This is a genomic window from Paenibacillus sp. LK1 (genome assembly GCF_002750415.1).
GTDB lineage: Bacteria > Bacillota > Bacilli > Paenibacillales > Paenibacillaceae > Paenibacillus > Paenibacillus taichungensis.
Genome location: NZ_PEII01000002.1, coordinates 327,386 through 342,232, shown reverse-complemented (window position 1 = coordinate 342,232; position 14,847 = coordinate 327,386). Strand labels below are relative to the sequence as shown.

At 47.3% G+C, this 14,847-nt stretch carries 7 protein-coding genes; all 7 read left to right on the top strand.

Annotated features, from left to right (window positions below; all coding sequences use genetic code 11):
* The first annotated feature begins 7 nt into the window (after positions 1-7).
* Positions 8-826, top strand: coding sequence for a carbohydrate ABC transporter permease (locus tag CS562_RS05285; RefSeq protein ID WP_024631711.1), 819 nt, complete (start codon positions 8-10; stop codon positions 824-826).
* 40 nt (positions 827-866) lie between these two features.
* The gene (locus tag CS562_RS05280; protein WP_099854152.1) at positions 867-3,626 is read left to right on the top strand and encodes an alpha-mannosidase; all 2,760 of its coding nucleotides are present in this window, start codon (positions 867-869) and stop codon (positions 3,624-3,626) included.
* 123 nt (positions 3,627-3,749) lie between these two features.
* On the top strand, positions 3,750-9,305 hold the full coding sequence (locus tag CS562_RS05275; protein WP_180287035.1) for a glycosyl hydrolase family 28-related protein: 5,556 nt from the start codon (positions 3,750-3,752) through the stop codon (positions 9,303-9,305).
* A 45-nt stretch (positions 9,306-9,350) separates the two neighbouring features.
* On the top strand, positions 9,351-10,574 hold the full coding sequence (locus CS562_RS05270) for an enolase C-terminal domain-like protein (protein WP_072732826.1): 1,224 nt from the start codon (positions 9,351-9,353) through the stop codon (positions 10,572-10,574).
* 34 nt (positions 10,575-10,608) lie between these two features.
* Complete coding sequence (locus CS562_RS05265; RefSeq protein ID WP_099854148.1) at positions 10,609-11,454, top strand: NAD-dependent epimerase/dehydratase family protein; 846 nt, start codon at positions 10,609-10,611, stop codon at positions 11,452-11,454.
* Between the two features lie 33 nt (positions 11,455-11,487).
* On the top strand, positions 11,488-13,179 hold the full coding sequence (locus CS562_RS05260) for a carbohydrate-binding protein (RefSeq protein ID WP_099854146.1): 1,692 nt from the start codon (positions 11,488-11,490) through the stop codon (positions 13,177-13,179).
* Between the two features lie 52 nt (positions 13,180-13,231).
* On the top strand, positions 13,232-14,560 hold the full coding sequence (locus CS562_RS05255) for a family 43 glycosylhydrolase (RefSeq protein ID WP_099854144.1): 1,329 nt from the start codon (positions 13,232-13,234) through the stop codon (positions 14,558-14,560).
* Positions 14,561-14,847: the final 287 nt, after the last annotated feature.

Below are 14,847 nucleotides of genomic sequence, written 5' to 3'. Positions count from 1 at the left end.
GGAGCACATGGTCAAATATATTAAGCATATCATTCTAATCTTGTACGGATTGACCTGCCTGTATCCTTTTGTCTGGATGATCGGCACTTCGCTGAAGACATCACAGGATGCACTAGCCAATCCACAGAGTCCGTTTCCACAAGCTGCACCGATGTGGTCCACATTTGGTGACGTATGGAACAAATTGAACTTCTATCAGTTTTTCATCAACAGCGTGATCGTAAGTGCAGTCGTGATTATAGGCGTTATTCTCATCTATACCATGATGGCCTATTCGTTTGCCAAATTTGTCTATCGGGGCAAAAAATTCATCTATTACACGTTTATTGCCTTGCTACTCGTTCCAGGTGTAACCACATTGATTCCGCTTTATATCAACATGACCAATCTCGGGCTGCAAAACACGTATATTGGCATGATTCTGCCCATGATTAATGGTGCTGCACCCTTCGCCATTTTCCTATTCACCAGTTACTTCCGCACAATCTCACATGAGTTATACGAGAGCGCAGTACTGGATGGATGCAACAATTTCAAAATCTACTACAGAATCTATCTGCCATTAGCGTTGCCAGCTATCGGAACCATTGCGATTCTGAACTTTATCGGAAGCTGGAACAATATTTTGTGGCCGATGATCATCGTGGATAGCCGGGATATGTTTACGTTACCGATGGGACTCATGTATCTGGATTCATCTTCATTCAAGAAATGGAATGAACTCATGGCAGGGGCTTTGATTACGGTCATTCCAATCCTGCTTGCCTTCCCGTTCATGCAGAAGATGTATGTCAAGGGCATGACGGTAGGTTCAGTAAAAATGTAAATACACAACAACTAAATCATACAAGATTGGAATGAAATGAATGACTACAAAAACCGCGCATATTGTCGCACATTCTCACTGGGACAGGGAGTGGTATCTATCCTTCGAGAAGCACCGAATGTTGCTCGTTCAGCTCATGGAGGATTTAATCGAGACGTTTGAAAATGACTCGGAATTTACCAATTTCCATCTGGATGGGCAGTTTATTGTACTGGAAGATTACCTGGAAATCATGCCGCATAGGTCGAACCAGGTCCGCAAGTTAATTGAAGAGGGCAAGCTGATTGTCGGTCCATGGTACATCCTTCAAGATGAATTCCTCGTCAGCAGTGAAGCCAATGCACGTAACCTGTTAATTGGGATTCAAGCCTCAGAACAAATGGGAGGATATGCGAAAATCGGATATTTCCCGGATTCCTTCGGCAATATGGGTCAGGCACCACAGCTCATTAGCCAGGCAGGCATTGAGGTAGCTGTATATGGACGTGGAGTGAAGCCAGTTGGATTCAATAACGAAATTCAGTCTGGCAATGAACATACCTCCAAATACTCGGAGATGTATTGGGAATCTCCCGATGGTACTCGTGTACTGGCGATCCTGTTCGCCAATTGGTACAACAATGGCATGGAAATTCCGGTGGAACCAGAGAAGGCGAAAGTTTACTGGGCTGAAAAACTGGCTGCAGCAGAAGAGTTTGCTTCAAGTTCGGAACTCCTGTTCATGAACGGATGTGATCATCAGCCGCTTCAGAAGGATCTGACACAAGCGTTAAAGACGGCTACCGAGACTATGCCAGATGTGGCGTTTCGTCACTCCAGCTTTCCTGAATACATTCAGGCTCTGCAAAAAGCGAAACCCCAATCATTGGACGTCATTCGCGGTGAACTTCGAAGCCAATGGACCGACGGCTGGATCACACTTGTAAATACGGCTTCAGCAAGGGTGTATATCAAACAGCAAAATGTAAAAAGTCAGACGTTACTGGAGAAAGTGGCTGAGCCGCTGGCAGTCATGGCCTCTCTGTCCACAGGCATTTATCCACGGCATGAGCTGTTATATGCCTGGAAGACGTTACTGAAGAATCATCCTCATGACAGCATCTGTGGGTGCAGTGTTGACGAGGTCCATAGGGAAATGATGACCCGATTTGCCAAATCGCAAGAAGTGGCGGAAGTCATATCGGTTCAGAGTGCTCGTACAATAGCCGAATCCGTGGATACATCTGGCTTTGACGCAGATTGTGCGTTGCCTTTTGTAGTGTTTAACACTTCGGGACATCGACGATCCAATGTGATTGTAACTAGGATGGACATTGAGAGACGTTACTTTGACCACCGGCCTCCGCATGAAAAGTATCAGGAGTTTAAGCGTGAATATGAAGCCTTTGACTCGAACGATTGGGTTGTATTGAACGCGGAAGGCAAGCAAGTGGAAGCCGTAATCACACCCATTGGACCGACATTTGGATATGATTTGCCGGATGATCGATTCCGTCAACCTTACTGGGCATATCAAGTGGATGTAGAGCTTCATGTCCAGAACATCCCTGGTTTTGGATATCATAGTTTTGCTCTTGTGCCTAAGAGTGTTTCTGGAGAGAATGCGCTTAGCGAACTGACTACCACTGAACTTGTTACAGAAGAGCAAGTGATGGAGAACGATTATGTGCGGATCGAGATTGCGGGGGATGGATCGTTTACCATGTTGGATAAAGTGAACGGTCGTAATTATACAGGGCTTGGCATTTATGAGGATACGGGGGATATCGGAAATGAGTATATGTACAGACAACCGGATCAGGAAGCTCCGTTGACTACGCAGGGACTGCCTGCCCAGATTAAGCTGGTACATCATACACCACTGAAAGCCGTCTATGAGATCGTGCATAACTGGAATCTCCCGACCTCCGCAGATGAACTGCTGGATGAAGAGATCCGCTCCATGGTTCCATTTCGTTATCGGAAATCCCGGCGGCTTGATGAAACTAGAGAAGTGAGGATTCGTACAGAGCTGAGCCTTGAAAAAACGGGGCGTTCGGTTGGCATTAAAAGTTATATCAATAACACGGTTCAGGATCATCGAATTCGCATGTTGTTCCAAACGGGACTCGAAGCAAGTCATGTTACCGTTGACTCTATTTACGAACTGGCAAAGCGCCCGATAAAGCCGGAAGCGGAATGGAGAAATCCCAGCAATGCGCAGCATCAAAATGCATTTGTCAGTATCAGCAATGGTCGTGAAGGGCTAACGATTGCGAATAAAGGTCTTAATGAGTACGAAGTATTGGCTAATCAGAATACCATTGCTGTGACACTGCTGCGTGGGGTACGTGAGCTTGGGGATTGGGGGGTATTTGCAACGCCGGAGGCCCAATGTCTCGGACAGCACATTCTGGAAATGGAGCTCATCTCACATGATTTGGATGTTATTGAGTCCGATGCTTATGTGCAGGCGTACCAGTTCCCGGTTCCCTGGACTGTTCAACAGACAGGGGTACATGGTGGAAGGTTACCCGCTACCCACGAGTTTTTGCAATGGGAGGGTGATCATCTCGCTTTTAGTGCGCTTAAAAGGGGCGAGGCAAATGATGACATGCTGTTCAGGGTGTTCAATGTATCATCGGAGACGACTTCACTGAAGGTAACGCCATCGTTTGAGGCTAAGGAAGTGTACGAAAGTACAATTGTTGAAGATCAAGGTGAAGCCATGAAGGTAGCGGATGAGGGAAGTTATGTTTTGAATGTGGGACCAGCAAAAATTCAGACGATCGGCATTCAACCCACAACACGTTTGATATAAACAATTCAGTCTTGGAGTTCTCTCCACTGCTGCGGATTGAAAACGGATGCATCATGTTCCACATACGACAACCCTGTTTTCGTGCAGCTTGATTACATGATCAAGTTAATGGGAGGTACGATTGTGAACAAACGATTATGGTTAGGTACCAGGTGTACCATTCCAGTTATATTGACTATTGTCATGTTATGTTCAGGGCTATACATCACACCAGCGACCACACACGCGGCAGCAGAGAGAGAAGATATTACTGAACAGGGAGACGTCCATCTAAATGATGTGTCACCTGACTCAGTAAGTATTACGTTGGGGGAAACTCCTGTGCAGCAGGGCATAACGGCTCGTCCCGGCGATGGACCTTCAGCAGGGCTTCAAGTGGGGATATCTGACGGCAAGGAGTATTGGAAAACCAATCAGACCGTGAATCCAACAAATCCGGCCGATAACATCCTGTATTTTTACTTTAATGTTGCGGATGAATATTTGTTTGAAAATACCGATCAGGACGTGTTCGTCACTGTTGAATATTACGATAGCAATAGCGGAGCGATGTCTCTGCAATACGATTCGAAGCAATCCAATTTCAAGGATGCTCCTTTGTTCCGGTATGAAAATACGGGAACCTGGAAGACACATACCTTCAAGCTCAGTGATGCCAATTTCGGTAACCGCACCCATGATGCGGATTTCCGAATCGGGGTTAGCGGTGCAGGGGCACCAGCCAACAATCCGGAACTTCATCTGGCGAAAGTAACTGTCCATAAGCAGCCTCAGCAACAGGGAGGTACTCAGGCGAAGGTTTATGATACGGAATTCCCTACATCAGATATCGTCATTGCAGATCGGAGCGTAACCGATTATGGAGCAATAGGGGACGGTGTCTCGGACGATACTCAAGCTTTCAAAGAAGCGCTGGCAATAGCCGGAAATCAAGGCGGCGGAGTTGTGTTCGTACCATCCGGAACCTATAAATTAACCGGAGAGCTGGTTATTCCAACAGGCGTTACACTTCGCGGAGATTGGGGGAACCCCGACGAGCATGGCGGGTTAGTCAAAGGCACAATCCTTGCTGTATATGGCGGCAAAGGTCAAGCTAACGGGAACAGCTTCATAAAGATGGAGCCTTCCAGTGGGGTAACACATGTGTCGATCTGGTATCCCGAACAGAATATGAATAACCCGGTGGCCTATCCATGGACGATGGAACAGCTTCCAGGTGACAGTGCTACGGTGAAAAATGTAACACTCGTCAATGCGTACCAGGGGATCAAGATTGGCCCGGAATGGAACGAACTTCATTATGTGAAGGATGTATACGGCACCACACTGAAAACCGGTATCTTTCTGGATTTCACAACAGACATCGGGAGACTGGAAGAGCTTCACCTGTCCCCGAATGTATGGGCGAACTCTGGTTTGCCAGGAGCACCTGAGCAATCTCAATTGCGTGAATATATGATACAGCAATCAGAAGGTATCGTAATGGGGCGCTCGGACTGGGAGTATATGTCGAATATTCATATCTCGGGTTATAAGACAGGCATACGAATCACGACAAGAACAGGAAGCCTAGAAACAGCCAATGCGCAGCTGTACAAGATTCAGATTGACGACTGCAACGTTGCGCTGAAGATTGAAGGCGTCAATGATTATGGATTGCTGGTGACAGATAGCCAATTCGAAGCGAGTGCTGGTCCGAATCCTGTTGCCATTTATGCAACGGAAGGTTTTCACTCCATTGCCCAGTTTAACAGCGTAACGGTGGGCGGGGAGCCCAAACATGCGGTGGTGAATGAAGGGCGTGGAACGTTGTCCTTTGAGAGTAGCTCTTTCGAGAATTGGGGTGAAGGAAGCGGAGATTATGCCATAGTTGCGAAGAGTGGTTCGCTTATACTGGGTAGTTCTACCTTCGCCAAGCCGGATCGGCACCTGCTTCTTCAGGGAGATGTGGCAACAATCAATGCCATACATTCCGGATACGAAGGCAACCTTGCAGTGAACGATGAAAGTACCTCGGCGGAACTGAACATCCATAAGGAAGAAAATTTGGTGTTGGAAACGATCCCTAATGTTCCTTCAGTAGATATTGCTGTGCAGCCCAAGTCGGGTACTCGCGAATTGTTTAACGTAGTGAGCCAGCCCTATTTGGCTGATAACACAGGGAATACGGATTCATCCCAAGCCATTCAACAGGCATTGAATGATGCCGAAGCAGCAGGTGGAGGAACGGTCTATATGCCGGCTGGCATATACCGCGTCGAACAGGCTTTGGTGGTCCCGACTGCCGTAGAACTGCGGGGCAATTATGATGTACCTCATCATACGATCGGGAATGGAACCGTTATTTTTACGAACTATGGAGAAAACGACCCGGATGCCGATGCCTTCATTCAGCTGAAGCAAGCAGCTGGATTACGCGGATTATCCGTCTATTACGATCAACAAACATGGTCTGATGCCAATCCGGTGAAGCCTTATGCCTGGACTGTGCAAGGTCAAGGGAAAAACGTATACCTGATCGATACAACCTTGGTTAACCCTTATCAGGCTGTCGACTTCGGCACCCATGATACAAGTGGTCATTATATCGATTATGTAGCGGGATCTCCGCTCAAGGAAGGCATATATCTTGGTGGCGGGTCAGACGGAGGATACATGCGGAATGTGCAGTTCAATCCGCATTATTATGGTCGGAACAATTATCCAAATCATCCATCGAATGATGAAGAATTTAATCAAATTTGGAATTATCAAAAAGAGAATCTGGACGCCTTCCGTATAGGGGATGTTACCAATCAGGTTATTTTTAATACATTTGTATACGGATCAAAGTACGGTATTCATTTTGAAGAACAGAATGGAAGAGGGCCCGAAGCTATCGTTATTGGTCATGGCACGGATGGCAGTAAAAAGGGAGCCGTATTACAACATGCGGGAACAGCTGGTCTTTCGTTTATCAATACAGAGCTTGTTTCCATGAGTACAACAGACAAGGTATACGTGGAGGTTGGGCCAGATTTTGGTTCCAAAGCGGTGTTCTTCAATACGTCCATGTGGGGAGACACAACAAGATCTTTTGATATTCACGGAGGAGATATCCGCATACAACAGGGAAACTTCACAAACGTTGGTGAAATCGGCATTAATGCAATCGGTGGTGATATTACCCTCTACAATTCCTATTTTCAACAGCCACGTACGAATCATGTGGTTGCAGGTCCAAACGTAGAGAAGATGGTGATATCCAACAACCTGTTTAATGGCGGTTTTCAGATTGAGAATGAAGCCCCTCCTGGAAAAGTGACGGGTACCAATCTGTTTCCTTTGGCACTCAAACTGAACCAGCTTGGGTATGATCCATCCAGACCAGGTGATCCCGGAAGCACGCTGACTTTGACTAATGTTGCAGGTGAGGCTTTGCTTAAAGGGCAGGTCGAACTGATTGAACCGAGTGTGTATCAGGCGATGTTTAAGCCAGTACGATTTGAGGGGCTGGGCATTGGGAAAAGCAAGGATGTGGCGCTTCCCTATATATCAAGTGACTTGCTCAAATTCAGAGTAACGCTTGAAAACGGATTCCGTTATGAGACTTCAGTCAAACTGTCACAATCCTTTGCGGCACAAAAAGATGCTGTTGGAACGCTGCCATTCATTGAGGTTTCCAGTCCGGAGCATTACAACAGTGTCGGTGGAAGCTGGGGAGGTCCGAATGACCTCAGCATTCAAGCTAAAGCAAGTTGGGATGCGGAAAATTTGGTTCTCAAGGTGGACGTCAAAGACGATATTCACCATCAATCCAATACCAATGGCGATATATGGCAAGGAGACAGTTTACAGCTCGGTATTGACCTTGGTAAAGAGGATGGTGCGGCCAGCAAACAGGTGAATGAGCTTGGTTTTGCACTGAATCAGGAAGGTGTCATCACGAAATGGAGATGGCGAGCTCCGGAAGGGGTTGCACCAGGATTATTGGAATCCGCATCAGCAAACATTACCCGGGACGAGACGACTCATATTACTCATTATCAAATTACGCTGCCTTTTGCAGCACTTCATCAGGAAGGATATTCATTCCAACCTGACAAACCTATCGGTTTTGCATTGCTTGTCAACGAAAACGATGGCGAAGGACGATCAGGCTTTATGGAATTTAATGGAGGGATCGGTACAAGTAAAGATGCACGATTATTCGGAAACTTGTACCTGCTTACGGGTGATTATGTGACATTGTTGGAGCAATCGGCCGAGGCGAGTGTTCGTACTGCGGAGCAAAAGAAAGCTGTTACCTCTATAGATACAGCAGCCAACTTCGTCACTCTGCTACCAGGCGGCACGTTAAAGTCCTCATTACTCGTGAGACTCGCTGTTCTTACATCAGGTTCCAATCCGAATCCCGGGGGACCCAATCCACAGCCAGGCTCGGGTTCTGGTTCGCAGCCAGGTGCTGGAGGGGGCCCTACGACTGGAGGGAAGAATGAACCAACACCCGCCGCTCCTGGTGCTACAATGCAGCTTCAGCCCAAGCTGGATAAGGCTGCTGCATTAGCAACAGCCGAGCTCACCAACAAGATGATGGAGGATGCATTCAACCGCATCACCCCTGATCAGGACAGGAAAAAGAAGCTGATTGTAGACATCGAATCTGTAGATGGTGCTGAAGGGTATGCTCTGACACTTCCATCCAGCTTTTTGCAGGAAGTACCATCTACCCATTGGTTGGAGATTCGAACAGCATGGGGAGTGCTGCTGGTTCCGAGCAATTTGCTGGCCAATACCAAAGGAACGATTGGAGAGCGTATTAACTTGGTATTAAGTAAGGCTGATCGAAGCACTTGGAGTGCCAAGATGAAATCAGACTTAGGAGAGCGGCCGGCGATTTCATTATCTGTGATATCGGATGGAAAATCCGTTGCATGGCAAAATTCCATTACGCCAATCACAGTAAGTTTACCCTATCAGCCTAATGTAACTGAACTGCTGGACCCGGAAAAACTCGCAGTACAACGTATCGCGGATGACGGGCAAATGATCTCCATTCCAAATGGGAAGTTCAATAAAAAATCGGAACAAATGATTTTCAAGACACGACAAAACGGAGTTTATGCAATCACTCAGGATAATCGAACATTCCAGGATATACAGCAACTATCATGGGCCCGCCATGCCATCGAAGTTCTAGTGTCCAAAGGGGTTATTCGTGGAATGACAAAGGCAGAATATCAGCCTCAATCCATGATCCGCCGAGCGGATTTCGTAACTCTGCTTATCAATGCCTTAGAATTACAACCAGATCAGGGAACCAAGGTGGAACGCTTCGCGGATGTACCTGAGCATGTTTATTACGAACAGTCCGTGAATACCGCAAGAACGCTGGGCATCATTCAAGGGGCAGGCGCGGATCGATTCTCGCCAGCGTCTCCAATTACCCGGGAAGAAGCAGCGGTTATGATCTACCGAGCTATGCAAGTTATCGGGATGCAGCCTCCTCCTGAAGGTGAATCCGGTCTGAATGACTATAAAGATACTCATTTGATTAAGGCATATGCCCGCGATGCCATTGATTCATTAACCAAATCAACAATAATGGAAGGAAGCAATGGCAGCTTCCATCCGGAAGATACAATGACACGTGCTGAGACCGCAGTGCTGCTGTATCGTTTATACAACCGTTTGCCTTAAATCTTCCGATAGGATTGAAATGGAGCAGATGAGGAGAGTGAACACATGGCTAAAATTACACGGATAGAATGCATACGTACAAGGCACGACGGAAGCTGGACCATTGTGAAGATTTCGACGGATCAGGATGGTCTTTACGGATTGGGTTCTGCTTCCGATCTTTATAATCCCGAAGCGGTGGTACAGGTCATCGAGCAACTGCTGGGACCATTGCTCATAGGGAGGGATGCATCCCAGATTGAAGATTTGTGGCATCTCATGCATATGAGCGGATATTGGAGAAATGGGGCAATACTTCATACGGCCATTGGTGGAATTGACATGGCCCTGTGGGATATCAAGGGCAAGGAAGCGAATCTACCGGTATATCAATTGTTAGGAGGGGCCTGCCGTTCGGCAGTTCCCTGTTACGGCCATGCCGGTGGTGCTGATATCAGCGAGCTGAAAGAGGATGTATCTCGTTTTATGGAAGAAGGATACACGGTCATTCGAGTGCAGATGGGAGGTTACGGTGGCGGGGGATTTGTTAGCGGCAAGGACGCGAATTTGCCGCGCGAGCCCTGGAGCAGCGGTCCTGTATTCGATGAACATGCGTATCTGCATGCGATCCCTGACATGTTCGAGAAGTTGCGCCTGGAATTTGGTAATGGGATTCAGTTTACCCATGATGTGCATGAGCATTTGTCCCCCATTCATGCCATTCAGCTGTCGAAGCGGCTAGAACCTTATCATCTTTTCTTTCTGGAAGATGCACTTGCTCCGGAACAGATCGGTTGGTATCGACAGCTGCGTCAACAGAGTGCTACGCCGCAGGCCGTGGGAGAATTATTTGTTAATCCTCAGGAGTGGACTGGTCTGATTCAAGAGAAGTTGATCGATTTTATCAGAGTTCGGGTATCGAAAGCAGGCGGAATCAGTGCTTGTCGCAAGATCGCTGCACTTGGCGAAGCCTACGGAGTACGAACAGCCTGGCAGGAGGGTGGGGAGAATGATCCTGTTAACCAGGCAGCTGCTGTCCATCTGGATATGGCCCTGTGGAACTTTGGTATCCAGGAAATCAATCATTTTAAACCTCATGAGTTGCAGGCATTCCCGGGACATATCGTCAGAGAGGGCGGATATCTATATCCTTCCAACAAACCGGGACTGGGCATTGAACTGGATGAAGTGAAGGCCAGATCATTACTAAGTGACTCATGGGATCACAACAAATATCATCGGCCGTATCCTCTAGACCGCAAAGCGGATGGGACATTGGTGCGACCCTAACGAAGTGACAAGAACAGACAGGAGAGATATAGGAATGAAGACGATTGCAGTTACAGGCGGAGGCGGAAAGCTGGGTTCACAGGTCATTGAGAAGCTGCAATTACAAGGTCATGATGTCGTATCGCTGGATAAACACCTGTCTGACCGGGTGCGTTGCAGACAGATTATTGTCGATCTGAACGATTATGGTCAAGTCGTGGGAGCACTTGCCGGAGTGGATGCGATCATCCATCTGGCCGCAATTCCTGCGCCGCTTCACTACCCTCACAGCTACATTTTCGCTAATAATACACTTTCCGGATACCATGTGCTGGAAGCAGCCTCTTTGCTCGGTATAAAAAAGGTGATCATGGGCTCCAGTGAATCATCCTACGGATTTGCCTGGGCCAACAAACCCTTCGCTCCCGATTATTTCCCGGTGGATGAACAGCATCCGCAACAGCCGCAGGAATGTTACGGCCTGTCCAAGATCGTTAATGAGGTCACTGCAGAGATGTTTCATCGGAGAAGTGGGATACAGGTGATTTCCCTCCGTTTTTCAATGATTGTCGGACCAGGAGAGTACAGACATTTGGCTATTGCGAAGGCGGAAACGTTCAAGCACATATTGTGGAGCTACATTGATATCAGGGATGCCGTGGATGCTTGTTTGGCTGCTCTGCACGCCGATTATGATGGGGCTGTTCACGTTAATGTTACCGCTAATGATACGTTAAGTGATCAGCAAACGACAGAATTGCTCGCCACCTTTTATCCTAATGTAAAAGATCTACGGACACCTTTCTCTAGTCGAGAAGCCATTGTCAGTAATGGAATGGTGAAAGACGTTCTATCTTGGGGTGGTCCGAAGCATTCGTGGGCGGATGAAGAACAGGAGTAGCTTATGCGCAACTAAAATGAATAGGGGGATAATATGCTAAATTTCATGCAAAAAAACAAGAAGGTTTTGGCTTTTGCAAGTGCGGCATTATTGATTCTTACGTTGTGTTTGTCTATTTCACCTTCCATCGTATCGGCAGCTTCCGCGTTTAATCAAACGCAGGCTTCCAGTTATAACAGTCAATCCGGAGTCCAACTGGAAAGTTCTAGCGAGGGAGGGCAAAATGTCGCATTTATCGACAACGGCGATTACATTGTATTCAACAATGTGGATTTTGGCAGCGGTGCCAATTCAATCGACGTGAGAGTAGCCAGTAATAACAGTGGCGGTACGATTGAGGTCCGTCTGGATAGCCTAAACGGGACACTCGCGGGAACTGTTGCTGTTCCAGCTACGGGCGGGTGGCAATCCTGGCAAACGAAGTCCGGGTCAATCAGTGGTGCCACTGGTGTACACACAGTCTATCTTAAATTCACGGGCGGAACCGGCAATTTATTCAATCTACTCTGGTTCAAGTTCAGTGCTTCCGCCGCAGGCAGCGGAGGCGATGTCGTAGGCAAGCTGTATGCCGGGTATCAAGGCTGGTTCAACGCAGCCGGAGACGGTTCACCGAACGGGGGCTGGGTGCACTGGTCCAAAAATAGCAGTGCGCCATCAGCAAATGGCAACGTGAATTTCGAGTTGTATCCAGACCTTCGCGAATATTCCAAGCTGTATCAGACAAGTTTGGCGAACCTCGGTAATGGTTCTCCTGCCAAATTGTTCTCCTCTTACGATCAGGAGACGGTCAACAAACATTTTGAGTGGATGCAAACCTACAATATCGACGGTGCAGCATTGCAACGTTTCGGCGCAGATGAGAGTGACACACCTAACAACTGGAAAAGCAACCGGGACAGCGTAGCCGTCAAGGTTAAAAATGCCGCGGAATCTTATAATCGCAAGTTCTATGTCATGTATGACATTACGGGCATGAATGCGAGCAATTGGGTACAGGCAGTTAAGCATGACTGGACGACCAATGTTGTGAACAACATGCACCTGCCATCATCTTCGGCCTATGCGAAGCAGAATGGCAAAATGGTTGTCTGCATCTGGGGTATTGGCTTCACGGATCGGCCGGGTACTGCAGCAGAGGCGGCCGATTTGATCGGTTGGTTCAAAAACCAGGGGATCTATGTCATCGGTGGCGTGCCTACGTATTGGAGAACGGGAAATAACGACTCTCGATCTGATTTTATGAACGTCTACAAATCGTTGGATATGATCTCGCCTTGGTCCGTTGCCCGCTTCGGCAATATTCAGCAAGCGGACAGCTTCAAAACCAATCAGCTTCAACCTGATCTGGCTTTCACACAGCAAAATGGAATTGACTATCAGCCAGTGATCTGGCCGGGTTCGGCTTGGTCGAACATGACTGGTGGCCCAAGAAACGAGAATCCGCGTCTGCATGGAGACTTCATGTGGAGGCAGTCCTACAATCTGAAGAGCATCGGTATCAATACCGGATATATCGCGATGTTTGACGAGTACGATGAAGGTACGGCTATTGCCAAGATGGCAGAGAACAGCTCCATGATTCCAACCAATCAATATTTTCTAACGCTGGATGCCGACGGTGTTGCCGTATCTTCAGACTTTTATCTCCGACTTGCAGGGGATATCAATCGCATGTTCAAAAACCAGATTCCAGTGACGGCAAACCATCCAACAAGTCATCAATAGAGCCCAAATGGCATGATATTAACAAGTTCGTATACGTTCAGGAGGATTAAAAATGACTACTAATGATATTGGCTTCGAAACCACACGCCAAAAGACGACATCCATGAATCCAGCAATCACATCTATATATACAGCAGATCCTTCGGCCCATGTATGGAACGACGGTAAAATTTACATTTACGCATCTCATGATATGGACCCAGCCAGAGGTTGCGATCTCATGGACAGATATCATGTTTTTTCCTCGGAGGATATGGTTCACTGGTTGGACGAAGGGGAAATACTCCGTTCAGACGACGTTTCCTGGGGCAGACCGGAGGGCGGCTTCATGTGGGCGCCTGACTGTGCATACAAGAATGGGACCTATTACTTCTATTATCCGCATCCAAGTGATTCGAACTGGAATGATTCCTGGAAGATAGGGGTTGCCACCAGTAGCTATCCAGCGCATGGCTTTACGGATCAAGGGTATATCGAGGGGCTTGGCGGGTTTGCACTGATTGACCCGTGTGTAATTGTAGACGATGACAATAGCGCCTATATCTACTATGGTGGCGGCAGTGTCTGTCTGGGAGGCAAGCTCAATGAAGATATGATGTCACTGGAGAACGGCATGACAGAAATGCAAGGACTTGAGGATTTTCATGAAGCGGCCTGGGTGTTCAAAAGAAACAATCTTTATTATCTTACCTATGCGGACAATCTGGAAGACAACAACCGTATGAGATACGCAACAAGCGAGAATCCGCTTGGCCCATGGACGTACCGAGGCATTTTTTTGGAGCCGACAGGCTGTTCCACGACCCATGGCTCTGTAGTAGAATTCAAAGGGCAATGGTATCTTTTTTATCACAATCAAGCGATCTCTGGAGAAGGTACGCTGCGCAGCGTATGTATCGACTATCTGGAGTTCGATGAAGATGGTTCCATCAGACCTGTGGTTCAGACAAGGGAAGGTGTATCGTCCGTTGGTCCAGCTCCGGTTCCTGCACGGCAACAGAAAGTTTATGCAGGTGCAGCTTGTCAGGTTTTTGGAGGAGCTGAAATCAGGACATTGCAATCCGGTCAAACCGTGGTAGGGAATCTTCAATCCTCAGAAGCGTACGCCTTGTTTAAGAATATAGATGGAGGCGAAGGCGGAAGAGCATCGATTGAGCTTCATTATGCGACTGGTGAACAACTAGCCAAATTGCATCTGACGATTAATGACCAGGACTATTCTTTACTGAATGCGCTATCCACTGGCGGTTTGCAGGAGTTCGGCGGAATCACCAATGTCACCGTTCCTTTGGAGCCGGGTAATGTTAACACAATCCAAATTTCAGGTGGACATGGTGAGATCAATCTTTTAAGTCTCACCGTTACCCCGTTGTTGGATTAATACGTAAGAAACGGGATAGACGTTTAAACCTCAGGAGAGTTTCCTGAGGTTTTTTCTTGTAAATATGAACGAGTGAGTTCTAAAAAAATAAGCACTTTTTTCCAACAAAATGCCAAATAAATGACAACGAAATGTTATTTCTATTTGTAACTGCTTACTTTATGCTAGATTTCAACACCCGATGAAGAGACTGGATTATGTCTGTACATACGGTTATGAGGGTTAGCCGTTGTGCAGAAGAAAACAAGTTCTTCGGATGTAAGACAGAAGTGCAAGTAGAGAACCTT

What these genes read in the sequence shown, in the direction of transcription:
- CS562_RS05280 (WP_099854152.1), top strand. Translation starts at nt 867, where the DNA reads ATGACTACAAAAACCGCGCATATTGTCGCACATTCTCACTGGGACAGG.
- CS562_RS05270 (WP_072732826.1), top strand. Translation starts at nt 9,351, where the DNA reads ATGGCTAAAATTACACGGATAGAATGCATACGTACAAGGCACGACGGA.
- CS562_RS05265 (WP_099854148.1), top strand. Translation starts at nt 10,609, where the DNA reads ATGAAGACGATTGCAGTTACAGGCGGAGGCGGAAAGCTGGGTTCACAG.
- CS562_RS05285 (WP_024631711.1), top strand. Translation starts at nt 8, where the DNA reads ATGGTCAAATATATTAAGCATATCATTCTAATCTTGTACGGATTGACC.
- CS562_RS05255 (WP_099854144.1), top strand. Translation starts at nt 13,232, where the DNA reads ATGACTACTAATGATATTGGCTTCGAAACCACACGCCAAAAGACGACA.
- CS562_RS05260 (WP_099854146.1), top strand. Translation starts at nt 11,488, where the DNA reads ATGCTAAATTTCATGCAAAAAAACAAGAAGGTTTTGGCTTTTGCAAGT.